We start from the raw sequence: 24,794 nt of genomic DNA on the forward strand, positions 1-24,794 counted from the left end.
GGTGTGTACGACGTTTTCGCCCTTCGGGTAGTAATACAGCCGATACTCAGCCAGGTTGATCACGATGCCCTCCCGCGGCCCAGGCGGAAGAATGAAGCGCGTCGGCAGAATGATGTCGGTACCTTCACCCGGCAGCCATGGATCGACGCCCGGATTAGCCGCAACCAGCTCCAGATAGCCCAGATCATGCGTCTCGCCCAAAGCCGCGAAGGTGTCCTCGTATTTGGCCTTGATGACTTGGATCTGCCCAACCACGTCTTCGCCTTCCGGGGGCAACGGCAACTCCAGCGCAGCAGAGCGGCCAGCCAACAGCAACGCAGCGAAGGACAAACAGGAGGCGACTACAGACGCACGCGAGAGCATCAGGTGTTCCTTGAAAAATTGATTGTGTTGCCGGCGATTGTACTCGAAGCGACGGCGGCAGCCGAGCTACCAGGCGCTAACGGCAGACGGGAGGCCTTTGCGCTGCGCGCCCAGCGCGTCGCGGCATGCCGGACAGAGCTGGCGACTCTTGAGAGTAGAGCGCTCGACATCCTGCCAATGTGGTCGCGCAGGCAAAAAACCGCCGCAGAGCGTACGGTCGCCCCGGCCACTCAATTCGAGCTGACGCAGCGCAAGATGCAGACGATTCTCGCGACAGGCGAAAAGGTCGAACTGCTCGTCCGGGACGATGAGGCGATAGGCAAATAGGGTCCAGGCTGGGCGCGGCATCTGAGGCTCCAATCGAGGGCCGCGACAGTAGCCGCGCGCGCACCTCAAAGCAAGGGTTCGAGCACTGGCCAGACGTTATTCAGCAGCCTCTGCTGCGCGGCAGCCGTAGGGTGGATGCGATCGGACTGCATCATGCCCTCGACCCCGCCTACGCCCTCAAGAAAAAACGGCACGTAAGGTAATTCTTTTTCCTCGGCAAGCGAGTCGAACGCCCGGGCGAACGCCGTGGTGTAACGCTGCCCAAGGTTGGGCGGCAAACGCATGCCGAGCAATACGACCTTGGCGTTTGCCTTTCGCGATTGCTCAACCATCGCCGCGAGATTCTCTTTCAGCTGCGCTGGTGATTGCCCGCGCAGACCATCGTTGCCACCCAGCTCCAGAATAACCACCTCGGGGCCATGCTCCTTGAGCAGCGTGGGCAGTCTGGCCAGCCCACCAGCACTGGTGTCGCCACTGATCGAGGCGTTCACCACCCGATAATCCCCCCCTTCTGTATCAAGGCGTTGCTGAAGCATATGTACCCAGCCCTGGCTGGTTTCCAGCCCAAAAGCAGCGCTGATACTATCCCCGACCACCAACACCGTTCCCGCCAAGGCTCCCTGAGCCCAGCACAACAGCACTAGAACTCCATATTTCAGCCAATTTCGCATCGGAATCTCCATGAGCGCCAGCATTCTCTACGCCCGGAACCTTAGCAAAGCGGTACCCAGCGCGGAAGGCGAGCTGGCGATACTCGACGATGTGTCCCTGAGTCTGAACAAGGGCGACAGCCTGGCCATCGTTGGCACTTCAGGTTCCGGCAAGTCGACCCTGCTCGGCCTGCTCGCCGGTCTGGACCTCCCCAGTTCGGGCGAGGTGCGTTTGGTTGACCATTCATTAACAGAGCTGGACGAAGATCAGCGCGCCAGGGTGCGTGCTGAACATGTCGGCTTCGTTTTCCAGTCGTTTCAACTGCTCGACAGCCTCAATGCGCTGGAGAACGTCATGCTCCCGCTGGAGTTGCATGGCCGCCGCGACGCCCAGACGAAGGCGACCGAGCTGCTCGAACGAGTCGGCCTCGGCGCTCGCCTGCATCACTATCCCAGGCAGTTGTCTGGCGGCGAACAGCAACGCGTCGCGGTCGCCCGCGCCTTCGCCGCGGAACCCAAAATACTGTTTGCCGACGAGCCGACCGGCAATCTCGATAGCCACACCGGTGCGAACATTACCGAACTGCTTTTCGAACTGAATCGGGAGCGCGGAACGACACTCGTGCTGGTCACCCATGACGAACGGTTGGCACAGCGCTGCCAGCACCTGCTCCGCCTGGAAGGCGGTCGCGAACTTCGCGACGAGCAGACCCGATGAAGCGCGTGCCCGCCAGCCGACTGGCTGCCCTGGCGCTGCGCCAACTGTTACGGGACGCTCGCGCTGGAGAGCTGCGCGTGTTGTTTTTCGCGCTATTGATTGCAGTCGCGGCCAGCACCGCCATCGGCTATTTCGGCGCACGCCTGAACGATGCGATGCTGCTGCGCGCCACTGAGTTTCTGGGTGCCGATCTGGTCTTGCGAGGCAGCGAACCCGCCGAGCCAGCCCAGGTTGAGGCGGGCCTCCGCCTTCAGCTCGACCATTCTGGTGTTGTGGAGTTTTCCAGCGTTGTCGCGACCGATGACAACCTGCAACTGACTAGCGTCAAGGCCGCCGACAGTAATTACCCACTGCGCGGCGAACTGCGCAGCGCAGCCGCGCCTTATCAACCGGAACAAGCCGGCCCCGGCCCGCAGCCGGGCGAAGCCTGGGCCGAAGCGCGCCTGTTCGCCGCGCTCGACCTGCAGATCGGCGACTACATCGAAGTCGGCAACAAGCCATTGCAGCTGACTCGGGTGCTGACTTACGAACCGGACCGAGTCGGAGATTTCTACAGCCTGACCCCTCGCGTCTTGATGCACCTCGACGATCTGAATGCAACCGGCGTCGTGCAGCCTGGTAGCCGCGTACGTTATCGCGAACTCTGGCGCGGCTCGGCGACTCAGCTCAAAGCCTATGAAGAGGCGATTAAACCTGAGCTGCAAGCGCATCAACGCATCGAGACAGCCAAGGACGGCAATCGCCAGATCGGTGGCGCCTTGGGGCGCGCCGAGCGCTACCTGAACCTGGCCAGCTTGGCCGCAGTGCTGCTTGCCGGTGTCGCGGTAGCCTTGTCGGCTGCTCGTTTCGCTGCTCGCCGCTTCGACGCCAGCGCCCTGCTGCGCTGCCTTGGGCTGTCCCGGCGCGAGGCGCTGATGCTCTACACATTGCAGTTGGGTTATCTAGGCCTGGTTGCCAGCGTAGCTGGCGCATTGTTGGGGTGGGCGGCTCAACATGGTCTGTTTTTCCTACTTCGCGATCTTGTAGTCAGCGAAGTGCCGCCGGCCACGCTCTGGCCAGCTCTGGCGGGGATCGCGACCGGCTTGGTCGCCCTGGCTGGTTTCGCCTTGCCGCCGCTGGCTGCGTTAGGCCGCGTGCCGCCACTGCGGGTGCTGCGCCGTGACATGTTGCCGGTCCCGCCTAGTTCCTGGCTGGTGTATGGAGCCGCAGTGTTAGCTCTCGGGCTGATCATGTGGCGCCTGAGCCTGGACTTGCAGATCACCCTGGCATTACTGGGTGGCGGACTGCTGGCCACTCTCGTACTCGGCGGACTGCTGTTACTGGCGCTGCGCGGATTGCGCCGCACCCTTTCGGGCGCCTCGCTGCGATGGCGTCTGGGTCTTGGACAGCTGCTTCGCCATCCGCTTGCCGCAGCCGGCCAATCACTGGCCTTTGGGCTGATCCTGCTGGCCATGGCGCTGATTGCACTGCTGCGCGGCGAATTGCTCGATACCTGGCAAGACCAGCTACCGGACGACGCACCCAACCACTTCGTGCTTAACATCCTGCCGGCTGACCGCGATGCGTTCGCCGAACGTATCGAGAGCCTGTCGGATCACAGCGCACCCTTGTATCCAGTGGTGCCTGGTCGCCTGGTCGCGATCAACGGTAAACCGGTGCGCCAGCTGGTCAGCAAGGAAAGCCAGGGTGAGCGAGCGATTCGCCGGGACCTGAGCCTGACCTGGGCGGCTGAGCTCCCATCCGACAATCATCTGACCGCAGGCCACTGGTGGGACGGCAAACGCAGCGAGCTGCCGGGCGTCTCTGTCGAAGCCGAGTTGGCCGAAAGTCTGCAAGTGAAGCTAGGCGACCGACTCAGCTTCACGGTCGGCGGGCTGACCCGAGACGTCAGCGTGACCAGCCTGCGCGAGGTCAACTGGGACAGCTTCCAGCCTAACTTCTACATGATCTTCGAACCAGACACCTTGCAGGACGTGCCCGCAACCTACATGACCAGCTTTCATCTGCCCGAAGGCAAGGACCGTGAACTGGTGCAGCTGGCACGAGATTTCCCGTCGGCGACGATATTGCAAGTCGAGGCCTTGCTCAGTCAGCTGCGCAGCATCCTGGCGCAGGTTTCGCTCGCGGTGGAATACGTGCTGATGTTCGTTCTGGCGGCAGGCCTGGCGGTACTGTTCGCTGGGCTGCAGGCGACCCTGGACGAGCGCATCCGCCAAGGGGCCCTTCTGCGCGCACTGGGAGCAGAACGCAAATTGTTGCTCAAAGCCAGGCGTGCTGAGTTCGGCGTGCTCGGCGCCGCCAGCGGCCTGCTTGCGGCATTGGGCTGCGAATTGGTCAGCGCCCTGCTCTACCACTTCGTTTTCGACTTGCGCTGGGAACCCCATCCCTGGCTCTTGTTGCTGCCATTGATCGGCGCGCTGCTGGTCGGTTCGGCTGGCGTAATAGGCACGCGCCGAGCATTGAACGCCAGCCCGCTAAGTGTGCTTCGCGAAAGCTAAGCCAGCGAAGCACAAGTGCTTTTAGAATGTGCCTTTCTTGCCTTACCGGATAACCCATGAGCCGCTATCGTCCTCCCCGCCCCGCCGGCACACCACTAATCACGCCCGAGGGGGAGGCACGGCTGCGTGCCGAGCTGCACGAGCTTTGGCATGTCAGGCGTCCGCAAGTCACCCAAGCGGTTAGCGAAGCGGCGGCACAGGGCGACCGCTCCGAAAATGCCGAATACACCTACGGCAAGAAAATGCTGAGGGAGATAGACAGCCGGGTGCGCTTTCTCACGAAACGATTAGAAAAGCTCAAGGTAGTCAGCCAGAAGCCGAGCGACCCGAACAAAGTGTACTTTGGCGCCTGGGTGACGGTAGAAGACGAAGAAGGTGAACAGGCCCGCTACCGCATCGTCGGACCGGACGAACTAGATCTGCGCCAAGGCTTGATCAGCATTGATTCTCCGTTGGCCAGAGCATTGGTGGGCAAAGCACTGGATGCCGAGGTGCAGGTGCAAACGCCAACCGGCCCGAAACTTTGGTACATAATCGGCATCGCCTATCCATGACCGAGTAGTTTATAAGTGACTAACGAGTCGCCATCTTTCTCGAACTGCTTCGATGTGGCCGTTAACTTTCGAAACGATCACTTTCTTACCCACTTCAGCGTTCCGTCCGGTAACAGACGAATCGGGGCATCGCGATAGCTAAACGATATCAGCGATGCCGGGTCCGCCACGCCAGAGCGGACGCTCTCGATCATTGTGGAATTGGCACGATTGCTGCACTTGTTCGGCGGCAGTACGCGCAGCGCGCGGTGAATGGCGAGGGACTGCTCATGCCCGATTCACCTACTGATTGAGTGCATCCATGAATAACAAAAAGACGTTGATCGCTCTATGTCTCGGTGCCGCCATGGCCAGCAGCCAAGTGCATGCAGGCCTGTTCGGCTCGAGCGGCTACACCCAGACGCGTTACCCGATCGTGCTTTCGCACGGCATGCTCGGCTTCGACAGCATTCTGGGAATCGATTATTGGTATGGCATTCCGCATGCGCTTCGGCGCGACGGCGCGCAGGTGTATGTGACTGAAGTCAGCCAGCTCAACACCTCGGAACTCCGCGGCGAAGAACTGCTGAATCAGGTCGAGGAGATCGTCGCGATCAGCGGCAAATCCAAGGTGAACCTGATCGGCCATAGTCACGGCGGCCCGACGGTGCGTTACGTTGCCGCCGTACGTCCCGATCTGGTTGCGTCAGTCACGACGGTTGGCGCACCTCACAAGGGCTCGGATGTGGCCGATCTGATCCGCAAAATCCCAGAGGGCTCTGCCGGCGAGGCCATCGTCGCCGGACTGGTCAACAGCATGGGCGCCTTGATTCACTTCCTTTCCGGCAGCCCGAGCAGCGCTCCACAAAATTCGCTTGGGACACTCGAATCGCTCCATAGCGAAGGTGCAGCGCGCTTCAACGCGAAATACCCCCAGGGCATCCCGACCAGCGAATGCGGCGAAGGCGCGTACAAGGTCAACGGCGTGCGCTACTACTCCTGGAGCGGTACCAGCCCGCTGACCAATCCGTTGGACATCAGCGACGCCATGATGGGCGTCGGCTCGCTCGCTTTCGACGGGCCCAATGATGGCCTGGTCGGACGCTGCAGCTCTCACCTCGGCATGGTGATCCGCGATAACTATCGGATGAACCATCTGGATCAGGTCAACCAAGTTCTCGGGCTGACCAGCTTGTTCGAAACCGATCCGCTGACCGTATACCGTCAGCATGCCAATCGCCTCAAGAACGCGGGTCTCTGAGCTGCGGCCGGGGCCAATCGGCCCCGGCACTGACACAAGGCATATCGATGAAAAAACTTTCGATCTTGTTCGTTCTCGCTGTGGCCATTGGCGTCCTGGTCGATTGGCGTAGTAAGGCTGAGCCGGCCTCCGCAACGCCTGAGCTACCGCTCGCCAAATTATCCGCACCGACCCAGACAAGAAGCCTCCCGCCGGCCCAACCGGCGGTGCAAACCCAGGCAAACCCCCGCCTACCGGCCTCCTTCGCCGGCACCGAAATCGATGGTCAACTTCGAACGGATTCCCACGGCGAGCTGATCATCGACGGCGATATCCGTCGTGTCTTCGACTATTTCCTGGCCTCGATTGGTGAGGAGTCGATCGAGGCCAGCGTTACCCGCCTGCGTCGCTATCTGGAAGAGAAGCTTTCGCAGCCCGCTGAAGGCCAGGCATTGCGCCTGCTGGGCCAGTACCTCGACTACAAGCGGCGACTGCTAATACTTGAAAAGGACCATGCGCAACTGGCCGATCTGAATGCCATGCGCGAACGGCTGAGTGCGGTTCGGCAACTGCGCGCCGGAATATTCGACGACCACGTCCATCAGGCGTTCTTCAAGCTGGATGAAGCCAGCGATAGTTTCACGCTGGATAGGCTGGCAATTCGTCATGATCGAACCCTGGATGCGGCCGCGAAAGGCGCCGCCATCGACCGTCTGCAAGCCAGCTTGCCGGCCGAATTGCTGGATACGCTCGTTCCCCGACTGCAGAACGAGCTACGCGAGCAGACACAAGCGCTGCAAGCCAGCGGCGCCACCGCCGGGGAGTTGCGTCAGCTGCGCCAGCAGTTGGTAGGCAACGCGGCAACCGAACGCCTGGAAAAGCTCGATCAAAAAAGGCAGCAATGGAAGCAACGGCTGAATGCCTATCTCGAAGAAAAAGCCCTTGTGGAAAATAGCCGCGGCCTTGGCGAGACAGAAAAACGCACCGCCATCGAGCGCTTGGCAGCAGAGCGTTTCGATGAAAACGAACGCAAGCGCCTATTGGTCGCTGGACAGTCAGTAATCGAAAGAAGCGACTAGCCACTTCTGGAAACAGGACTGGCAAAGCGCTCGGTTGGCGTAATGCTGTTCACTCAGGCAAATCTGCGTTTCAGGCAGGCCTGCGGCCTGTATTCGCCGCGAGGGCGCGCCTCCCACTGGAGCCGCAGAATGCGACCGCTGCTTCGTGGGAGCCCCGACTTCGGGGCGAATGACTTAACTGAACAGCGTTACTCAATTGGCGGCGCTTTGCGGCCCGCCTTCGAGCAGATAGCGCTCGCGCGTATAGGCCAGGTAGTACTTGTTCACCGCGTTGACGTAGCTGACCACGCCCATGCCCATGGTTTCCATGGCGATCCGTTCGACCTGAAAAAACCATTGGTCAGGGTTCAGCCCACGTCGGCGGGCCTCGGCCCGCATGCTTTGCACCCGCTGAGGCCCCATGTTGTAGGCAGCCAGGACGAACGCCATGCGTTCGCGCTCGTTCAGCCTGGGGCTGGCGAAGAATTCGCGACGGATGTTGGCCAGGTACTTCGCGCTGGCCAATACATTGTTGTCCAGCTTGCCGATGTCGCTGACGCCCATGCTGCGGGCGGTGGCCGGGGTAACCTGCATGAGCCCGGTGGCACCGGATGCGCCCCGAGCCGCCGGGTTGAGGGTCGACTCCTTGAACGCGAGCGCAGCCAAGTTGAGCCAATCCATATCCTGCTGCTGAGCATGCCGCTGCAGGGTCGGACGCACCTTCTCCAGGCGCTGTCGCCCGACGCGATCGAGCGGATACTGCACCCGATAGAGGCGCCGATAAACCCGAACGAAAGCGGCGTCCTGATTATCCGGCGCACTGTAGCCCTTGAGGAAGCGATCGACATTTGCGCGCAACGTACTCGCCTCCTTTCGCATGAACCAGTGCATATCGGCGCGCTTACCCAGCGTCAGCTGCGATTCGATGCGCAGCTTCGGCAGCACTTTTGCCCAACGTTCGGCGATGGTCTGCTCGACCACAGACGCCGGGTAGACGCCGGCCTGCACCATCTCCAGCACATCCTCCACGGCAAGCGTTGGGTCGACCCACTCGACTGCAATCGGCGCGCGCCCAGCCTGCATCAAGCCTTGGTTGACGGCTTCCAGCGCAGCGCCGGCAGCGCTGCCGGCCGGTAGTGCCAGGCTACGCCCCGACAACTGCTCGAAGCTTTTATAGCGATGGCCGCCCTGTCGACCCACCAGCACCATCGGAACCTCGTCGACAACAGCCCGACTGCGACTTACCCTGTGCATCGCTCCAAGCTCGAGGAGCTCTCCGGGTGCAACCAGATCACCCTCGCCTCTTTGCAGCGCGCCAAGCAACTGGTCTTTGGCTTTCGGAATGATTTCCAGGGTGATCGACGAACCCTTCGAACCGCGATTGAGAAACTGCTCGAATGCACGCAAACGCACATATTCGACACCTATGGCTTCTCCCTTGACCTCGCCCGAGCTGTTGCGACTCTGATTGACTAGGACACGCAACGTCCCACTGCGGCGAATCTCGGCCAGATCGCGCACCGTCTCCGTCGGCTGCCATGCCTGCGGGCCAACCACGCGCGCAGCGGCTGGCCAGGATGCAAGCATCAGCAGCCACAGCAGGGGCAATAGACGGATCATTCGTGATTTATACGCTCGATGGGATAACAAGCAGGAGTGGACTACCCTGCCGCAAGGTGGCGAAGGTTCTCACAGGCGTTGCCGAGCCGCCAGCGACAGCTTTTACCCAACATTAGATATCAAATCTAACTGTTTGATTTCCATTGTTATATTTTCATCTTATAAGCGAGAGGTTTCATGCAGCTTGTCGATATTGGCGTCAACCTGACCCACCCCAGCTTATCTCGCGATCCCCGCGCCATACTGGATCGCGCCTACGCGGCAGGCGTCACACAGCTGATTCTGACGGGTACTAGCATTGATGAAAGCGAAGCGGCTCTGGCGCTCTGTCGCGAACTGGATGAAAGCCGGCAACGCTTGTTTTGCACGGCGGGCATTCATCCTCATGCTGCGAACCAGTGGATCGCTGAAACCGCCACCCAACTGAAAGGTTTACTCGCCGAACCGGAGGTTCGGGCAGTCGGTGAGTGCGGCCTGGACTTCAACCGCGACTTCTCCCCTCGCGCTCAGCAGGAGCGGGTCTTGGAAGAGCACCTGCAACTGGCAGTGGAGACCGGGCTGCCGGTGTTCCTTCATGAGCGCGACGCCGATCAGCGCTTGGTAGAGATCCTGCGACCTTTTCGCGATCAGCTCAGCGCCGCGGTCGTGCATTGCTTCACTGGCGAGAAACGCGCCCTTTACGCCTATCTGGATCTCGACCTGCATATCGGCATCACCGGCTGGATCTGCGACGAGCGTCGCGGCACCCACCTGCATCCGCTGGTTCGCGAGATTCCTGCAGCACGACTGATGTTCGAAAGCGATGCGCCCTACCTGCTGCCCCGTACGCTACGGCCCAAACCCAAGGGTGGTCAGAACGAACCCGCTTTTCTGCCGGAGGTCTTGCGCGAGGTCGCCCGCCATCGCCGCGTAAGCGAAGAGGAACTGGCTGCCTCCAGCACCGCGTGCGCCCAGACGTTTTTTGGTATCTCGCCTCTGACTGAGTCCAAACAGCCCTAAAGCCAGACGTTGTCCTGCCGTTATAAGAACTAGTTCTCAACGTTTTGCTAACACCTCCTGCCACTACATAAGAAGCGCGCTCATGGTTCTTTGGATTCGCGATCTTTCCCTGAAGTACAAATTCTGGGCTCTGAATATGGTGACCTTCGTCACCACCCTGTTGCTGGTGCTATTCGCGTTACAGCTAGAGCAGCGGGCACGCAGCCAAGATGCGCAGACCAGCGCCCAAGAAATGGCCAACGTGTTGCAGAGCTGGCCGCAGGAAAGCGCGCTTGCGCGGCACCCCGATCTACTGGTATTTGCGGCAGGTCAGCCGGTAGTCATCGAAGGCCAAAGCGCCGCACCGCGCCAGGGCTGGATGGACATCGATCACGACCGCTTTTTCGCGACCAACCCGGTCATCGGCGCGCAGCTGATTGCCAGGCCAGGCGGCGAAATCCTTGCGGTTCTGGCTCGCACACCTAGCGTCTTGCAGCTGATAAAGGAGCATTTCTTCAGCTATGCGCTGGCGGTCGCTGTGCTGATGTTGGCGTTGCTGGCGGCTTCGCAGGTGATGATTCGCTTCCTCCTCAGCCATCTCAACACCTTGAAAGACGTCATGCTGCATGTAGAGCGCAGCGGTGATCTTGCCGTACGAGTACCGCTAGAAAGCCGCGATGAAGTGGGACAGATGGCCGCCGCGTTCAATGCCATGCAGGCCGGGTACCAGCGCATCGTCGGTACGGTGACCCAGGCTGCGACACGTTTGGACGAAGGGGCCAGCCGCCTGGCTTCTAGCATGAGCGATGTTCGCCAAGGCATGCTCGGCCAAAAGAGCGAAACCGATCAGGCGGCTACCGCGATCAACGAAATGACCGCGACCGTCCACCACATCGCCGATCATGCGCGAGAAACACGGGACCAATCCCAGCATGCCGACCGCCTCGCAGGCGACGGGCACAGTGTCGTGTCCCGCGTCGAACGCTCCATTTCCAGCCTGTCCCAAGGCGTGCAGCAAACGGCCGAGACGATTGGCCAGCTTGCCGCCGACAGTCAGAAGATCAACGGTGTCGTCAGCGTCATTCACAGCATCGCCGAGCAGACCAACCTACTCGCGCTGAATGCAGCCATCGAAGCGGCTCGTGCCGGCGAGATGGGCCGTGGCTTCGCGGTGGTCGCCGATGAAGTGCGCAATCTGGCCAAACGCGTACAAGTCTCGACTGACGAAATCACTCAGATGATTGCCGGACTCCAGGCCATGACCCGCGATGCGGTGGAATTCATGCAGGAAAGCTCGTTGAAGGCTGATGATTGCGTGAACGAAGCTCGTGAGGCAGGACTGGCGCTGGAAGCGATCACCGCGGCTGTGGCGCAGATGCGTGAGAGCAACACGCAGATCGCTGATGCCGCAGAGCAGCAGAGCGATGTGGCCGAAGAGCTCAATCGTTCGGTGACCGGCATTCGCGACGTCACCGAACAGACCGTCACGCAGACCGCCGCTTCGGCTACTACCAGTTCAGAGCTAGCGGCGCTCTCCGGAGAGCTGAGCAAGGCGATTCAGCAATTCAAGCTATAAGAAATGTTAGCCGGCGCAAGATCAGCTCGATTTTGCGCCGGCGCCGTCGATAGCAGCCCTTTCTGGTAGCCCTTTCGAGTCCGACCTTGAAGGATAGGTCAGCCGAACACCGTTACCGTCTGGCGACTCAACGCCACCAGTTCACCCTCGGCTGTCCAGAGTGCCGCGGCACAATGACCGTAGCCATCCTGGGCGTGCTCGATCACCGCGCGATAGCGACACCATTCGTGGGTGTCAAACTGCGGTACCGGCTGGATGAACTCGATGGTCCAGGTCAGCGAACTGCCAGGTGCGAAGCGCTTCAAGTGCGACAGTGGCGCTGGCGGCCATGCGTCCACCAATGCCAGTAGATGCGCGACGGTGACCGGCTCGCGTTCGACCTCACCGCGCAGCCGCACCCAGCCGCCCATTTCGCGTGAAGGATTGCCGCTGAACGGCAACCCGCCGATCCCCCAACGCATCGCCAGATAACGTGTAAATTCTGGCGCCACGCCTGGAACGTAGGGCAGCTCCTGACACTCATCAACCGGCGGCATTGCCGGTGCCGGTTCCGCCGGGACCTGAATGGCCGATGTCCGCGCCGCGCCGAAACTTCCCTGGATGATGGTCACCACCTGGCCGTCCTGCACAGCCCGCCCAAGCACCTGACTGACAGCCTTGCCCTCGCGCAGCACTTCGGCCTCGAAACTCACCGGGGTATCGACCATCAGCGGGCCGACGAAGGTAATGGCCAGCGAGCGTACCGGCCGGCCTTCCGGCACCTGCGCGTGCATGGCCTCATAGACCAGTGCTGCAACCAGCCCACCAAAGCCCGCGCGACCCTGCCCCCATGTGGCGGGCACGATAATGTCGTTCGGGTTTTCACGCACGGCTTGTATCAATTCGGAAAGGGTCATGCCCACCTCGGCTTGTTCTTTTCAGTCGGTCATCTTATCGCCGACACGCGAGTAACGGCATGCGATTGGCATTCGGTGATAACGCACCATCGCGCATCACTATCGTTCGGGCGAGGCTGTTCTTCTGTTTCTGCCGATACCGGAGCGCCACGGGAGCTGACGTCTCACCTTTGCAAGGGCCGCTTGCATCGCGCCTCTGTCAGCCGGACGGCCGGCATAACGAGCCATCTCATAGAGCCGAGAAAAATCGAGGATCGAATCGGCGGCTACCGGAAGCTGACTTGCCGCACGCTCGGCGAAATTCCTCGCCCCCTCGCCCGCCTGTCGCTCGACGCCCTGACGAGCCAGCAGCCGTTCGAAGCGGCGAAACAGGCGCAGCTGCGGGTCGCGCTCACGTCGCCAGGGTTTCAGCAGCACCAAGGCCAGGATGATCATCAACACAGCGGTAGTGATGACGGTCAGCAGCCCGAGCTTGCGTTCGTCGAGTTTGCCGAACAGACCTTTCAGAACGTCCAGCTGACGCTCGCCCTGATAGCCGAGCACCCAACGCTGCCAGCCATAGTTGAGGCTGTCCCAGCCGAATCGCAGCTGGTTCAGCCAGCCAATGTCACGATAGCGCCGCAGCGCCAGCGGGGAGTCATCGAGAAGCGCGTCTTCCTCGGAGAGCGCTTGCTCCAGCCCCAGCTCAATGCGCTCGGGCGCTACCTGAAATGTCGGATCGACCGCAATCCAGCCTCGATCCGCACTCCAGTATTCGACCCAGGCGTGGGCGTCGAGCTGACGAACCGACAGGTAGTTGCCCGACGGGTTGATTTCGCCGCCCTGATAACCCGCCACGACCCGGGCCGGTATACCAGCGGCGCGCAGGACGAAGGTCATCGCGCCAGCGTAGTGAATACAGAAGCCATTCAGCGTATCGAACAGAAAGCCATCGACGATATCGGCGCCGACCGATGAAGGCTGCAGCGTGTAACGGTAAGGCTGTCGATTGAAATGCTGAAGGAGCGCCTGCACGACGGCTTCGGGGTCCGAATGCTCACGGCGCAACGCCGCAGCCCAGGCACGACTGCGCGGATTGCCCTGCGCTGGAAGCTGTAAGGCACGCTCCAGCGTGGCGGGCTCGGCTGCGGGTTCGCGCAACGACTCGGGCCATGAGGTCGCCTGGTAAAGCAAAGCCTGATGGATCGGGCGCGGACGCTGCAGATGGAAATCAGCCATCAGTTGACCGTTTTCGACATCGACCTGGGCCACGTCCAGCGCGTAGAGCCAAGATCGGCCACTGGGCTGCATGACGACGGTGTAACTCACCGCAGTGCCGTCGGGCGTCCACTCAGGCGCCGGCGAAAACTGCGACGCGAGCGACTGGGACCAGCGCCGGCCATCGAAGCGCTCGAAGGTGACGGCCCGCCAGTACAGCTGGTCCCGCTCTGGAATCGGACCTTCGAAGCTAGCCCGGAATGCCAGCTCGGCGGACCGGCTCAGCTCGGCAATATCACCTGGCGACATGCTGTCGGAAAGCCCGGTCACACCACGATCATTGGGCTGCGGCAACGACCAAAGCGGCCCCATGCGTGGGAACAGCACGAACAGCACAAGCATCAGCGGTACGGCTTGCAACAGCAACGATCCTGCCAGACGCAGCGTCGGCCAGGGATGAGTATCGGTACTGCTCTGCTGCAGGCCGATCATCGCCGCCAGCAGCGCGGTGACCGGCAGCAGGCTGTAGAGCCCGGCCGGCAGGCTGTCGTTGAATAGGTAACTCGTGGTCACGGTGAAGAAGCCGAGGAAGATCAGCACCCAGGCATCGCGCCGGCTGCGCATTTCTAACAGCTTGAGTATGAACGCGGCGATCAGCAGCACGACGCCAGCGTCGAGCCCGATCAGGCCGCCGCGAGAAAGGTACACACCGCCGCCCACGCCGATCATCATCAGCGCTTTTATCCAGCCTCGCGGATAACGAGCGCGCATACGGAATATTTGCACTCGCCAACTGGCGCAGGCCAGCCAGAGGCCGATGATCCACAACGGCAGATGACCGAGATGCGGCAGGATCACCAGCACCTGAGCGACCAGCAGCCAGATCAGCCCGTTTCGTGGAATCGTCTGGAGCCTGCTCATCGGCGGCCCTCCCGCTCCAGGCCGAACAGCGCCAGCTCGCGCAGGCAATGGTTGCGGTGATCGACGCCGGCGTCCGGGCCGATGGTTGTCGCAGCGATGCGCAAGGCGAAGGGTTGCTGACGTGCCGACAACTCGACGACCCAATGGCAGAGCAGCGACAGCCGTGCCTCGATATCACCGTCGAGCGCATCCAGATCGAGTAACGGCTCCTCCCCGAGCAAGGCAGTGAAATCCTTGACTAGCAAGCCCTGACCGCGGGAATAGGCCTTCCAGTTAAGTCGTCGCCGTGAGTCGCCCGGCTGCCAGGGCTTGAGCCCCTGGTAATCGTCAATGCCAGGCCCCGATGCGCGGCTTCCCTCACGCTCTTCTTCGGCCGCCCCGGCTGCTTCTGGCAGCTCGCCAATCGCAGGGCGGGGATACACCAGCGCGGCCAGCTGCAGATCGACCCAACTCCAAGCCACCAGAATGCCCAGTGGAAAGCGGCTCTCGACACGCAGGCGCCCGGGCCGCAGCCAGCCACGGTGCTCGGTCGCCAAGCTCAAGTCGACCTCGCAAGTCCCGCCTGCCGGCACGTCGACCACTTGCAGACCGCTTTTCGGCCATCCCAGCGCGACCGCCTGATAAAGACGTCCACGACTTTCCAGCCTGACCTGCAGACGCGCCTGTTCACCGAGAAATACGGCCTGCGAGCCGCCGGCATGTAGCGTCAACCCGGCTAGATTGCGCCAGGTATGCAGGATCGCGACCATATAGACCGAGCCGAGCAGAAACGTCAGCGCATAGGCGAGGCTGTTCTGGTAGTTGATCGCCGCAACCAGCATCAGCAGCAACGCAATCAGAAAGGTCATCCCCACCGGCGTCGGCATGATGAATATTCGCCGCTGGTCGAGGCGCATGCTCGGGCCCGGCGGAATGCGCTTCAACAGCCAGCGATCACGTAGCCGCGGTAGTAGTCGCATGTTGATCCTTTGCGCAATTGCTGCGATTGCCCATCAGAGCGCCGGCACTTCGCGCAACAGCCACTGCACCAGCGCACCGCCGCCGTGGCCGGTGGCATCGGCGCGCTCACGCAGACGATGGCCGACGACGGACGGCAGCACGGCTTGCACATCTTCAGGTATGGCGTAGTCGCGACCATCGAGAAAGGCCCAGGCGCGTGCCGCGGCCAGCATCGCGAGGCTGCCACGCGGCGACAGGCCCCAGGCGAACTGTGGTTGCGTGCGGGTGGCCTCGACCAGTCGCAGAACGTAATCGACCAATGCATCGCTAACTCGAACCTGCGCCACTGCATTCTGAATTTCCACCAGCGCGGCGCGGTCGAGCAGAGGCTCCAGCCGAACGAGCAGATCGCGGCGCGAATCGCCCAATAACAATGCCTTTTCCGCGGCTTTAGCCGGATAACCCAGCGACAGCCGCATGAGGAAGCGATCCAGCTGCGATTCGGGCAAAGAGAAAGTACCGCCAGAGCTGACCGGGTTTTGCGTGGCGACAACGAAGAAGGGATCGGGTAGCGGTCGCGTGGCGCCCTCAATGGTCACCTGCCCTTCTTCCATGGCTTCGAGCAATGCGCTCTGGCTTTTTGGAGTGGCCCGGTTGATTTCGTCCGCCAGGATCAGCTCGGAGAAGATCGGCCCCGGATGAAACGCAAATTGGCCGCTGTCCTTGTCGAATACTGAGGTGCCGAGGATGTCGCCCGGTAGCAGGTCCGAGGTGAACTGAATCCGCTGGAACTCCAGCCCCATTACCTTGGCGAGAGCGTGGCTGAGGGTCGTCTTGCCCATGCCTGGCAGATCCTCAATCAGCAGATGCCCTCTCGCCAGCAGACAGGCCATGGCCAACCGCACCTGTGATTGCTTGCCGAGCAGTACCTCATTCACCGCTCGCAGACAGACGTCCAATCTCGTGCGCATGCCGCTCTCCTTCAGTTCGTCCAGCGATGCTACTGACACCGGGAGCCTCAGGCAAAGGCGCAGGAAACCTGTTGTGACGAGGTTCCAGGTTGTGATCGAAGGCCGGCGTTAACGAAGATGGATCGAACGGACCACTCGGCTCCGAAGCATAAGCTTCCTCGTAGGGCCGAACACGTTCGGCCCTACGACTTTCTTCCAGCAAGACGGTAACGGCACTAACGTCCCGCGCGCGACTCACGCAAGTAGAAGCGAGCCTTCTTGGCCTTTTCAACGCAGCCCTGGAACGCCTCGAATTGCTGCTGGGTCTTGGCACCAGTCAGCAGCGCCATTGCTTTGGAATAGCTCACGGTACCGGCGAAACCTTCCGCTTCCGCTAGGCTCTGCTCTTCCCAGGCAGCGTTCAGCTGAGAGGCACAGTTATCTCGATAGGCGGTTTTCGCGGCGCAGCCTGTCAGGGCCAGCGCCAGTACGGTCAAACAGATCAGGTTTTTCATCGCTGCATCTCTCCATTGTGCTTATCTGCGGCGCGCTCGCGCAGGAACTCGACCACGGCGTCCTGCTCGCCCGCAAACTCGATTCGGGAAGCCTTGCTCTCGCGCTGATAGGCATACATGGGATCGTAATATTGCTTCAGCAATGCCTCGATCCAGCCGCGATGCAAATCGACCGAGCCGGTAGCGGCCTGCTCGGCAAGCGCCTGCTCCATAACCTCAGCCAGTTGCTTGTAGCTTTCGCCCCCAAGCCGCTTACTGATATTGACCAGACTTTGCCGTAAACGCTCGGCGAATGCTGTGAAGCCTTCCTCGCCTTCCTCAGCGACGAATTCGGCGCAGAGATCGATCACGTAGTCCTTGAGAATTCGCTCGACCCGTCCATCGATGCTGTCTTCCAGCCACACCAGCGGATAATGTTGCATGCCGTGGAACAACGGCAACGGAATGGAGCAACGCCCCACCAGCCGCGCCTCGTCTTCAAGCACGAACTGCCTGACACCGGCGTGCTGCAGCTTCAGCAAGCGAATCGCCAAGGCATTTTCGAAATCGATCTGCGCCGGTTGCGGCGTGGCGCGCTTGCCGAAACTCGAGCCTCGGTGATTGGCGATGTTTTCCAGGTCGACGCTGTGTTCCAGGCGTGCCAGCACTTCGGTCTTGCCGGTGCCGGTCATGCCACCCACCAGCACGAAGTCGTCGTGCGCCGCCGCGTGCTCAAGCGTATCGAGCAGAAAGTGGCGCATCGCCTTGTAGCCGCCGGTCACACGCGGATAGTCGATTCCCGCCTCGGTCTTGAGCCATTGCTGGACCAATTGCGAACGCAGCCCGCCACGGAAACAGTAGATGTAGCCCTGCGGATTGTTACGTGCGAAGTCGGCCCACGCCTGGATGCGCTCGGCCTTGATCGTCCCACTGACCAGGCGGTGACCGAGTTCGAGCGCCGCCTGCTGGCCGTGTTGCTTGTAGCAGGTGCCGACCTTCTGCCGCTCGACGTCGTCCATCAGCGGCAAATTGACCACGCCCGGGAAAGCACCCTTGGCAAACTCCACGGGCGCACGGGCATCCATCATCGGAACATCGTTGAGAAACAGTTCACGAAAGTTGTTGGTATCGCTGCGCATCAACAAACCTCGACCGCAAAGGCGCCGGCATCGACCAACTCGCCGATCGGTTCCAATGCCAGACCGAGCTCGGCCGCCACCGTGAGAAATTCCGACTCGCCTCCGGGCGCCACCGCCACCAGCAGTCCACCGCTGGTTTGCGGGTCACAGAGCAGCTGCTTGTGCGCTTCATCGAGCGTAGCGATGCGGTCGCCATAACTTTCGAAGTTGCGCTCGGTGCCACCGGGAACGCAGCCCTGCTCCAGGTAATACTCGACGCCCTCCAGACGCGGCACGCGGGCGTAGTCGATGCGCGCGGTCACACCGCTGCCGTCGGCCATTTCCACCAGATGCCCGAGCAGGCCGAAACCGGTGACGTCGGTCATGGCGCGCACGCCCGCGAGTTTGCCGAAACGACTGCCCGGCCGGTTGAGCGTGCACATCAGGTCACGCGCCCGGCCAACGTCTTCGTCGCGCAGCTTGGCCTTCTTTTCCGCCGTGGTGAAAATGCCGATGCCCAGCGGCTTGGTCAGATAGAGCTTGCAGCCGACCGATGCCGTGTCGTTGCGCTTCATCTGGGCCTTGTTCACCAGCCCGGTTACCGCCAGGCCGAAGATCGGCTCGGGCGCATCGATCGAATGGCCGCCGGCCAGGGGAATACCTGCCGCGTCACAGACGGCTCGCCCTCCAGCAATCACTTCGCGGGCCACTTCCGGCGGCAACAGGTTGACCGGCCAGCCAAGAATCGCGATGGCCATCAGAGGATCACCGCCCATGGCATAGATGTCGCTGATCGCGTTGGTGGCGGCGATGCGACCGAAGTCGAACGGATCATCGACGATGGGCATGAAAAAATCGGTGGTCGACACCACGCCGCGCTCTTCGTCGATGCCATACACGGCGGCATCGTCACGCGAGGCGTTGCCGACCCACAGGCGCGGATCGAGATTCTGCGCGCCACTGCCGGCGAGGATCACATCCAGCACCTTGGGCGAAATCTTGCAGCCGCAGCCGGCACCATGGCTGTACTGAGTAAGGCGGATGGGTTCGCTCATCTGGAAAGGCCCTCATGACGCTGGCAAAACGGGCGCCGATTGTAGCAAAGGCCGAAGCCGCCTTCGCTGCGCCGCGATGGTGATGTTTTCGTTGCCACGCCTGGCTTTAACTTGAAGCTTGCGGCATGAAGCTTGAAGCTATCGCCCCTGCCATTAGGGAGAATCGCATGGGCAACAAGGTCGCACTGGTATTGGGGTCGGGTGGCGCGCGGGGTTATGCGCATATTGGAGTCATTGATGAGCTGACGGCGCGGGGCTATGAAATCAAATGCGTCGCAGGCTGCTCGATGGGTGCGGTAGTTGGCGGAATCTACGCAGCGGGCAAGCTGGACGAATATCGCGATTGGGTCGAAAGCCTGGATTACCTGGACATGCTGCGCCTGGTCGATCCAAGTTTCAGTCTCGGGGCGATACGAGGGGAAAAGATCTTCGGACGTATTCGCGACATGCTGGGCTCGATCAACATCGAGGATCTGCCGATCCCCTTCACAGCCGTCGCGGCCGACCTGACCAACCAGCAGGAAATTTGGTTTCAGGAAGGCAACCTGGAGCAGGCGATGCGCGCCTCGGCAGCCATCCCGAGCCTGTTCACGCCGGTCATGCAGGGCAACCGGATGCTAGTCGACGGTGGCATCCTCAATCCGTTGCCGATCGTGCCGGTCGTTTCCGCCCACTGCGACATCATCATCGCGGTCAACCTCAACGCCAACAACCATCTGCAATACCCGCTGCCGGAGGTAATCCGTCCGGGTCGCTTCGATGCGATGGTCAACTCGATCAGCTCGCACATTCCGTTCTGGCGCAGCAAGGGACTGGAAGAGCAACTTGCCGAGCTTCAGGCTGCGGAAGAAGGCGATGGCACCCAGCCGCCGGCAGCGCCCTCCGGGCAGAGCGCACCGAAATCGGCAGAAGGATCGATGGTCGTGGATGTGGGTAGCCCAGCGTCCTTGCTGGAGCTTATCAACCAGAGCTTCGAGGTCATGCAATCCTCGCTGACGCAGTACAAGATCGCCGGTTATCCCCCGAACGTGCTAGTCAACATTCCTAAGCGTGCGTGCCGTTTCTATGAGTTCTACAAGGCGCCAGAGCTGATCAAGCTGGGCCAGATCGTCGCCCGAGACACGCTCGACAAGTACGAGGAAGAACAGCGTTAGTCACCGCTGATCGCCCTTTCAGCGAGGGTGCGTCTGATCGAATCCACTGCCCGCCAGCTTCTCCGGACTGGTGACTTCCGGCACCTCCTTGATCAGCCAGTCACCCAGCAGGCTGTAGGCAACCGCCAGTAGCGTCGGCCCTAAGAACAGGCCCATGAAACCGAACGCCAGTACGCCACCAAACACGCCAAGCAGCACGACTACCAACGGCAGATTACCGCCCCGGCTGATCAAATAGGGCTTCAGCACGTTGTCCACGCCGCTGATGATGAACATACCCCAGACACCGAGAAACACTGCCATACCGTACTGGCCCTGCCAGGCCAGCCAGGCCACCGCTGGCCCCCATATCAGTGGCGGAACCATCAGAAAGCTGAACGCGAAGGTCAGCAGACCGAGAATCAACGCACCCGGTATGCCGGCAATGCTGAACCCCACATAAGCGAGGATCGCCTGAGCAGCGGCCGTACCGATCACACCGTTGACGACACGCTGTACCGTACCGGCTACCAACTCTAGGTAATGATCGGCACGGTCGCCAATCAACCGATGCAGCAGGCTGTGAATGAAGGCTGCGAGTTTAGGTCCGTCGCGATAGAAGAAAAACACCAGCACCAGGCTGAGCGCCAATTCCAGCATCCCACCGCCAATGCGCGCACTGCGCACCAGCACCCAGTTGCCGACCTGGCCGATGTAAGGGCGAATGGTGGCGAAGAAGGCTGTGCCCTGTTCATCCAGGGTGTTCCATAGCCCCAACAAGCGGTCGCCTACCAGCGGCAACTCGCCGAGCCAGTCGGGGGGCGGCGGCAAGCCCTGCATCTGGAGGTCGTGCACCAGCACGTTGACCTCTCGAATGTGGTCGGCAATGTTAAAGCCCAGCCACACCAGCGGTACCGCTACCAACACCATCCAGCCAAACGTCAGCAGCGTTGCGGCGAGAGTGGAGTTGCCCTTCAACCAGCGTGTCAGTATGCGCATGACCGGCCAGCTCGCGAACGCCAGTACCGCAGCCCAGAACAGCGCGGAAGCAAACGGAGCCAGCACCCACACACAGGCACCGAGCAGCACCAGGAGCAGAATCTGCACCAGCAGACGATCGTTGTTGAGCATCAGGTTACCTATCGAAGAAAAACGTGGTGCGAGCAAAGCGCACCGGGCAGTGCGCCATTGCAGTCTGAAACGCCCTTCAGCGCAACAGTTTGATTCGCAAGCCACTCTCTTCGGACACTTCGGCCTCCAGGCGTCGCGCCCGGATTCGCTCCTGCGTCAAGGCTTCATGCCACTCTGCCGCCCCTTCACCTTCGAGCGCCACTCGTACGGTGCTGTCGAGCCGCAGCACATTGGCCAGCAGGGCGCCCCACTCCGCCGTGGGCTCTTGAGGCAACCGCGGCAGCCAGAGCTCGCCGGTATCCTTCAGTTGGCGCAACAACGTCGCCGGATTCGGCAGAATGACGCCAAGCGTCTCATCGGGACTGAACTGTTCCACTTGCAGATAAGGGCGACCATTGCCGCGGGTAATGCCGTAGAGCGCCATGAAGCGATCAGAATCGCCGGGCAGGCGCGCCAGCAGATAGGCCTGTCTGGCCTCCGGGCCATAAAGCGTCGAGCGCCCGAAAATCTCGTTGGCCCACAGGCTGCTCGATCCACACTGGCGCCCTTCGCACCAGAAAAGCAATTCGGCACCGCCTTCCAACAGGCTATTGCGCGCCAGCTCGAATGCTTCGATACCGGTATGGACCGCCGGTAACAGGTAAGTCACGGCCGTCAGCTGCCCGCTCGCCGTAACCTGATCGCTCATCCGCAAGCGACCGCTAATGCGCCGAATCGAATCCAGCGGGTAGGTCCGCTCCAGCACTGGCTGTTCCTCGAACGCCACGATCTGCGCCTGCGGATAGCGTGGCAGCGACTCGAAATCCCGGCTGCCAGGAAGGTCGGCAGCGCTCACCACACCGGCAAAAGCTCCCAACGTGAAAATCCATGCAGCTCGCATACCGGCCCTCAACGGATCGCACCGCTGGCTTCTAGACATGCGGGTGCGCTTCCGAGCAGCCGCGAGCAAGAAGACAGGCCGAGTTCATCGAGCACAACGGATACCGTGTGGCCTTGGGCATGGCGGGTAAGGAAGGTAATCATGGGTGGTCCCTGGTGAGGCGATTGCCCAGCCTCACCAGTTGGCAAAAGCAAGTCAAGCAAGGCTTTGCGACAGATTCTTGCGTAACTGCGCTACCGCCTGAATCAGGACGCAAAGAACGGATTGAAAACAGCCGAAACCGCTTCGGTACCTGCCTGATCATCCAGGTGCAGATGGTGCCCGCCCGGCAAACGGTGCAGCGTGAACGGCAGGGATTCACACAACTCAAGTGTTTCGGGCCGGGTCATCAGCCCCTGCTCCGCCAGGATCAAGCTGGCTGGACAGGTCACCCGCTGAGCGAATGCCAGCGCGTGCGCACGCGTCAGGCGCATTGGGGATGGCAGCATGAGTCGGGCATCGGTGCGCCAGGTATAGCCACCCGGAACCGGCATCAACCCCCGCTGGGCAAGGCGTTCGGCCGCCTCCCGGCTGACCGCTCCGACACCTTTCATGCGTGCCGCGACAGCCTGTTCGAAAGTGGCATAGACCGGTTTGCGTTTCTCATCGACGGCGAGCAGCGCCTGCAACGATTCGCCGAGCTTCTGCGGCGCGGTGTCGGCCTCGCCGGTATAGGGAATCACCCCATCGATCAATGCCAGACGCTCGATTCGATCAGGCATGGCGCCAGCTAATAGCACCGACACGATCGCCCCCATCGAATGGCCCAGCAGGGAGAACTGCTGCCAGCCGAATTGCTCGGCAGTCTGCAGCACGTCGTGAGCGTAATCCCAGATGTTGTAGGCGGCGCCGACCGGACGATGATCGGAATGACCATGTCCCGGTAGGTCCAACGCGACGATACGGACGCCGTTCAGCAACGGCGCCAGACGGGAAAAGGTGGCGGCGTTGTCCAGCCAGCCGTGCAATGCAATGACGGGCCGGCCATCCTCTGGACCGTAGAGATGCGCCGCAACTTCGATATGCGGCAGGCTCAGGCGAATCTCTTCGAACACAACAGTCATGCGGCACCTCTTCTATCCAGATCGCTCCAGCGGCTGAACAATTGTTTGAGTAAAGCGGCCGTGGCGCGAGGGTGCTCGAGCGGAAACATGTGTCCACCGGGCAGAGTATGCGACTCGCCGTGCGCAACCAGCCGAAGCAGATACGCATGATGCGGCAGCACCACCCGGCTTTGGCTGCCGCGCACCACGGCAAGCGGAATCTTCAGAGCATGCGGCCAGCCGGGCGTAACATGCGGCACGCTGCGGTAGATACGGATTTCCGTTTCGGGATCGAAGCGCAAACGCAACCCCTCGGCGGTTGGCTCCAGTCCATGTTCGACGTAGGCGTCCAGGCACTCGGGATCGAATGCACGAAACAACGTCTTGCTGGCGAAATATTCCCGCGCCTCATTCACGCAACTGAACGCCTCGCGGCGACCGACGGTACGACCCGCTGGAGTGAGCCGATCGATGAAGCCGAAACGCTTCGCCACCCAGATCAGGGTCTGATCGAACCAGGTCGTCATCGGCGAATCGAGCATGACAACCCCGCGGTAAAGCTCGGGACGTTGCAAGGCAGCGTGATAATGCAGCATGCCTCCCAGCGAATGGCCGACACCCCACACCGGCTCGTTCAGAGCTGTGAGCTGTTCGATGAGTTCCTGCACCAGGTTTTGCCAATTGTCATCCACCGGAAAGCGCGGATCATGGCCGTGCTGGTCAAGATGAGTAACGGTGTACTCCGGCGCCAAGGCGCCGAACAGCTTGCGATAGGTGCCCGAAGGAAAACCGTTGGCGTGCGCGAAGAAGATGCGTTGCGTCATGGGCTCGCTGCAATAAGTGAAAGACAGCTATTTTCTGGTCACCTTTCCCCTTACGGCAAACGGCCTGAGCGGCAGAACCCAAGGCGGTCCTGCCAAACAAGGCATTTATGACGCTTCTGAGGGCCGAGGGCTCTTCTCACCCACCGGCACGACAGCTACGGTCAGCCGGGAAATGCAGCTGAGCTTGCCGTCATCGCCACTCAGACGGATATCCCAGACATGGCTGGAACGCCCCAGGTGAACAGGACGGCAGACCGCCGTGACGCGACCGCTGCGCAGCGCGCGGATGTGGTTGGCATTGACTTCGAGCCCAACGCAATAGAATCGGCTCGGATCGATACACTGGAAGCTGGCCATGGAGCCCACGGTTTCGGCGAGTACTACCGAGGCGCCGCCATGCAGCAAACCAAAGGGCTGATGGGTTCGTGAATCGACCACCATGCTCGCGGTAAGGGACTGGTCATCGACCGCTTCGAAACGAATGTCGAGCAGTTCGACGATGGTGTTCTGGCGGTTTGCATTGAATTGATCGAGGTCCGGGGGACGATGCCAAATGCTCAAGTGACGCTCTCCGTGGTTTTTATTCTAAATTTAGGGCTGGCGTGTGCCTGCA

General features: G+C 61.3%; 24 protein-coding genes and 1 pseudogene. 8 read left to right on the forward strand and 17 right to left on the reverse strand.

Going from position 1 to position 24,794, the window contains the following annotated elements; genetic code table 11:
• The 3 genes and pseudogenes from NA647_RS08570 to NA647_RS08580 all read right to left on the reverse strand — a co-directional run.
• Positions 1-363: pseudogene (locus tag NA647_RS08570) on the reverse strand (L,D-transpeptidase family protein); the annotation flags it as partial.
• A 66-nt stretch (positions 364-429) separates the two neighbouring features.
• Positions 430-711: a hypothetical protein gene (locus NA647_RS08575; RefSeq protein WP_256057304.1), complete on the reverse strand. Its 282-nt coding sequence runs from the start codon at positions 709-711 to the stop codon at positions 430-432.
• Between the two features lie 44 nt (positions 712-755).
• A complete protein-coding gene (locus NA647_RS08580; RefSeq protein WP_256057305.1) occupies positions 756-1,361 on the reverse strand; it encodes an arylesterase in 606 nt (201 codons plus the stop codon).
• Between the two features lie 10 nt (positions 1,362-1,371).
• On the opposite strand from NA647_RS08580, the gene NA647_RS08585 reads away from it, so the two are divergent.
• From NA647_RS08585 to NA647_RS08605, 5 genes are all read left to right on the forward strand, one after another.
• Positions 1,372-2,058: an ABC transporter ATP-binding protein gene (locus NA647_RS08585; RefSeq protein WP_131651509.1), complete on the forward strand. Its 687-nt coding sequence runs from the start codon at positions 1,372-1,374 to the stop codon at positions 2,056-2,058.
• Complete coding sequence (locus NA647_RS08590; protein WP_256057306.1) at positions 2,055-4,556, forward strand: ABC transporter permease; 2,502 nt, start codon at positions 2,055-2,057, stop codon at positions 4,554-4,556. The genes NA647_RS08585 and NA647_RS08590 overlap by 4 nt, the downstream gene beginning before the upstream one ends.
• A 56-nt stretch (positions 4,557-4,612) precedes the next feature.
• Positions 4,613-5,110 carry a transcription elongation factor GreB gene (gene greB, locus NA647_RS08595; RefSeq protein WP_256057307.1) on the forward strand — a complete coding sequence of 166 codons (498 nt, stop codon included), beginning with the start codon at positions 4,613-4,615 and terminating at the stop codon, positions 5,108-5,110.
• Between the two features lie 301 nt (positions 5,111-5,411).
• A complete protein-coding gene (locus NA647_RS08600) occupies positions 5,412-6,350 on the forward strand; it encodes a triacylglycerol lipase (RefSeq protein WP_256057308.1) in 939 nt (312 codons plus the stop codon).
• 47 nt (positions 6,351-6,397) lie between these two features.
• Positions 6,398-7,408: a lipase secretion chaperone gene (locus tag NA647_RS08605; RefSeq protein ID WP_256057309.1), complete on the forward strand. Its 1,011-nt coding sequence runs from the start codon at positions 6,398-6,400 to the stop codon at positions 7,406-7,408.
• A gap of 192 nt (positions 7,409-7,600) precedes the next feature.
• Here the strand turns inward: NA647_RS08605 and NA647_RS08610 are convergent, their stop codons facing one another.
• Positions 7,601-9,007 (reverse strand): transglycosylase SLT domain-containing protein, encoded by a 1,407-nt coding sequence (locus NA647_RS08610; protein ID WP_256057310.1) that lies wholly within the window; start codon positions 9,005-9,007, stop codon positions 7,601-7,603.
• 177 nt (positions 9,008-9,184) lie between these two features.
• Between NA647_RS08610 and NA647_RS08615 the strand changes: the two genes are divergently transcribed.
• Together NA647_RS08615 and NA647_RS08620 are read left to right on the forward strand one after the other, a co-directional pair.
• Entirely contained in the window at positions 9,185-10,006 is an 822-nt protein-coding gene (locus NA647_RS08615) for a TatD family hydrolase (RefSeq protein WP_256057311.1), read from the forward strand.
• An 82-nt stretch (positions 10,007-10,088) separates the two neighbouring features.
• Positions 10,089-11,561: a methyl-accepting chemotaxis protein gene (locus tag NA647_RS08620; protein WP_256057312.1), complete on the forward strand. Its 1,473-nt coding sequence runs from the start codon at positions 10,089-10,091 to the stop codon at positions 11,559-11,561.
• 98 nt (positions 11,562-11,659) lie between these two features.
• On the opposite strand, the gene NA647_RS08625 is transcribed toward NA647_RS08620, so the two are convergent.
• The 7 genes from NA647_RS08625 to selD all read right to left on the reverse strand — a co-directional run bounded on the left by NA647_RS08625 (position 11,660) and on the right by selD (position 19,131).
• Positions 11,660-12,457 carry an acyl-CoA thioesterase gene (locus NA647_RS08625; RefSeq protein ID WP_256057313.1) on the reverse strand — a complete coding sequence of 266 codons (798 nt, stop codon included), beginning with the start codon at positions 12,455-12,457 and terminating at the stop codon, positions 11,660-11,662.
• 99 nt (positions 12,458-12,556) lie between these two features.
• On the reverse strand, positions 12,557-14,575 hold the full coding sequence (locus tag NA647_RS08630) for a transglutaminase TgpA family protein (protein ID WP_256057314.1): 2,019 nt from the start codon (positions 14,573-14,575) through the stop codon (positions 12,557-12,559).
• Entirely contained in the window at positions 14,572-15,534 is a 963-nt protein-coding gene (locus tag NA647_RS08635; protein ID WP_256057315.1) for a DUF58 domain-containing protein, read from the reverse strand. Before NA647_RS08635 ends, NA647_RS08630 begins: the two co-directional genes overlap by 4 nt.
• 33 nt (positions 15,535-15,567) lie before the next feature.
• Entirely contained in the window at positions 15,568-16,485 is a 918-nt protein-coding gene (locus NA647_RS08640) for an AAA family ATPase (RefSeq protein WP_256057316.1), read from the reverse strand.
• 215 nt (positions 16,486-16,700) lie between these two features.
• Entirely contained in the window at positions 16,701-16,979 is a 279-nt protein-coding gene (locus tag NA647_RS08645) for a hypothetical protein (RefSeq protein ID WP_256048717.1), read from the reverse strand.
• Positions 16,976-18,097, reverse strand: a complete 1,122-nt coding sequence (gene mnmH / locus NA647_RS08650; protein ID WP_256057317.1) for a tRNA 2-selenouridine(34) synthase MnmH — start codon at positions 18,095-18,097, stop codon at positions 16,976-16,978. Before mnmH ends, NA647_RS08645 begins: the two co-directional genes overlap by 4 nt.
• A complete protein-coding gene (selD, locus tag NA647_RS08655) occupies positions 18,097-19,131 on the reverse strand; it encodes a selenide, water dikinase SelD (RefSeq protein WP_256057318.1) in 1,035 nt (344 codons plus the stop codon). Before selD ends, mnmH begins: the two co-directional genes overlap by 1 nt.
• Before the next feature lie 167 nt (positions 19,132-19,298).
• On the opposite strand from selD, the gene NA647_RS08660 reads away from it, so the two are divergent.
• Positions 19,299-20,285 carry a patatin-like phospholipase family protein gene (locus tag NA647_RS08660; protein ID WP_256057319.1) on the forward strand — a complete coding sequence of 329 codons (987 nt, stop codon included), beginning with the start codon at positions 19,299-19,301 and terminating at the stop codon, positions 20,283-20,285.
• A gap of 18 nt (positions 20,286-20,303) precedes the next feature.
• Here the strand turns inward: NA647_RS08660 and NA647_RS08665 are convergent, their stop codons facing one another.
• The 6 genes from NA647_RS08665 to NA647_RS08690 all read right to left on the reverse strand — a co-directional run bounded on the left by NA647_RS08665 (position 20,304) and on the right by NA647_RS08690 (position 24,742).
• Entirely contained in the window at positions 20,304-21,395 is a 1,092-nt protein-coding gene (locus NA647_RS08665; protein WP_256057320.1) for an AI-2E family transporter, read from the reverse strand.
• A gap of 76 nt (positions 21,396-21,471) precedes the next feature.
• On the reverse strand, positions 21,472-22,275 hold the full coding sequence (locus tag NA647_RS08670) for a DUF4892 domain-containing protein (RefSeq protein ID WP_256057321.1): 804 nt from the start codon (positions 22,273-22,275) through the stop codon (positions 21,472-21,474).
• An 8-nt stretch (positions 22,276-22,283) separates the two neighbouring features.
• The gene (locus NA647_RS08675) at positions 22,284-22,418 is read right to left on the reverse strand and encodes a hypothetical protein (protein ID WP_256057322.1); all 135 of its coding nucleotides are present in this window, start codon (positions 22,416-22,418) and stop codon (positions 22,284-22,286) included.
• Positions 22,419-22,520: 102 nt separating this feature from the next.
• The gene (locus NA647_RS08680; protein WP_256057323.1) at positions 22,521-23,378 is read right to left on the reverse strand and encodes an alpha/beta hydrolase; all 858 of its coding nucleotides are present in this window, start codon (positions 23,376-23,378) and stop codon (positions 22,521-22,523) included.
• Positions 23,375-24,181, reverse strand: a complete 807-nt coding sequence (locus NA647_RS08685; protein WP_256048710.1) for an alpha/beta fold hydrolase — start codon at positions 24,179-24,181, stop codon at positions 23,375-23,377. Before NA647_RS08685 ends, NA647_RS08680 begins: the two co-directional genes overlap by 4 nt.
• A 105-nt stretch (positions 24,182-24,286) precedes the next feature.
• A complete protein-coding gene (locus NA647_RS08690) occupies positions 24,287-24,742 on the reverse strand; it encodes a hotdog fold thioesterase (protein WP_131651529.1) in 456 nt (151 codons plus the stop codon).
• Between the last annotated feature and the right edge of the window lie 52 nt (positions 24,743-24,794).

The sequence above is a fragment of the Stutzerimonas stutzeri genome (assembly GCF_024448985.1).
Taxonomy (GTDB): Bacteria; Pseudomonadota; Gammaproteobacteria; order Pseudomonadales; family Pseudomonadaceae; genus Stutzerimonas; species Stutzerimonas stutzeri_AP.

Bases quoted from the DNA above. Each gene is read 5' to 3' on its own strand.
- NA647_RS08575 (WP_256057304.1), bottom strand. From the start codon at position 711: ATGCCGCGCCCAGCCTGGACCCTATTTGCCTATCGCCTCATCGTCCCG.
- NA647_RS08580 (WP_256057305.1), bottom strand. From the start codon at position 1,361: ATGCGAAATTGGCTGAAATATGGAGTTCTAGTGCTGTTGTGCTGGGCT.
- NA647_RS08585 (WP_131651509.1), top strand. From the start codon at position 1,372: ATGAGCGCCAGCATTCTCTACGCCCGGAACCTTAGCAAAGCGGTACCC.
- NA647_RS08590 (WP_256057306.1), top strand. From the start codon at position 2,055: ATGAAGCGCGTGCCCGCCAGCCGACTGGCTGCCCTGGCGCTGCGCCAA.
- greB (WP_256057307.1), top strand. From the start codon at position 4,613: ATGAGCCGCTATCGTCCTCCCCGCCCCGCCGGCACACCACTAATCACG.
- NA647_RS08600 (WP_256057308.1), top strand. From the start codon at position 5,412: ATGAATAACAAAAAGACGTTGATCGCTCTATGTCTCGGTGCCGCCATG.
- NA647_RS08605 (WP_256057309.1), top strand. From the start codon at position 6,398: ATGAAAAAACTTTCGATCTTGTTCGTTCTCGCTGTGGCCATTGGCGTC.
- NA647_RS08610 (WP_256057310.1), bottom strand. From the start codon at position 9,007: ATGATCCGTCTATTGCCCCTGCTGTGGCTGCTGATGCTTGCATCCTGG.
- NA647_RS08615 (WP_256057311.1), top strand. From the start codon at position 9,185: ATGCAGCTTGTCGATATTGGCGTCAACCTGACCCACCCCAGCTTATCT.
- NA647_RS08620 (WP_256057312.1), top strand. From the start codon at position 10,089: ATGGTTCTTTGGATTCGCGATCTTTCCCTGAAGTACAAATTCTGGGCT.
- NA647_RS08625 (WP_256057313.1), bottom strand. From the start codon at position 12,457: ATGACCCTTTCCGAATTGATACAAGCCGTGCGTGAAAACCCGAACGAC.
- NA647_RS08630 (WP_256057314.1), bottom strand. From the start codon at position 14,575: ATGAGCAGGCTCCAGACGATTCCACGAAACGGGCTGATCTGGCTGCTG.
- NA647_RS08635 (WP_256057315.1), bottom strand. From the start codon at position 15,534: ATGCGACTACTACCGCGGCTACGTGATCGCTGGCTGTTGAAGCGCATT.
- NA647_RS08640 (WP_256057316.1), bottom strand. From the start codon at position 16,485: ATGCGCACGAGATTGGACGTCTGTCTGCGAGCGGTGAATGAGGTACTG.
- NA647_RS08645 (WP_256048717.1), bottom strand. From the start codon at position 16,979: ATGAAAAACCTGATCTGTTTGACCGTACTGGCGCTGGCCCTGACAGGC.
- mnmH (WP_256057317.1), bottom strand. From the start codon at position 18,097: ATGCGCAGCGATACCAACAACTTTCGTGAACTGTTTCTCAACGATGTT.
- selD (WP_256057318.1), bottom strand. From the start codon at position 19,131: ATGAGCGAACCCATCCGCCTTACTCAGTACAGCCATGGTGCCGGCTGC.
- NA647_RS08660 (WP_256057319.1), top strand. From the start codon at position 19,299: ATGGGCAACAAGGTCGCACTGGTATTGGGGTCGGGTGGCGCGCGGGGT.
- NA647_RS08665 (WP_256057320.1), bottom strand. From the start codon at position 21,395: ATGCTCAACAACGATCGTCTGCTGGTGCAGATTCTGCTCCTGGTGCTG.
- NA647_RS08670 (WP_256057321.1), bottom strand. From the start codon at position 22,275: ATGCGAGCTGCATGGATTTTCACGTTGGGAGCTTTTGCCGGTGTGGTG.
- NA647_RS08675 (WP_256057322.1), bottom strand. From the start codon at position 22,418: ATGATTACCTTCCTTACCCGCCATGCCCAAGGCCACACGGTATCCGTT.
- NA647_RS08680 (WP_256057323.1), bottom strand. From the start codon at position 23,378: ATGACTGTTGTGTTCGAAGAGATTCGCCTGAGCCTGCCGCATATCGAA.
- NA647_RS08685 (WP_256048710.1), bottom strand. From the start codon at position 24,181: ATGACGCAACGCATCTTCTTCGCGCACGCCAACGGTTTTCCTTCGGGC.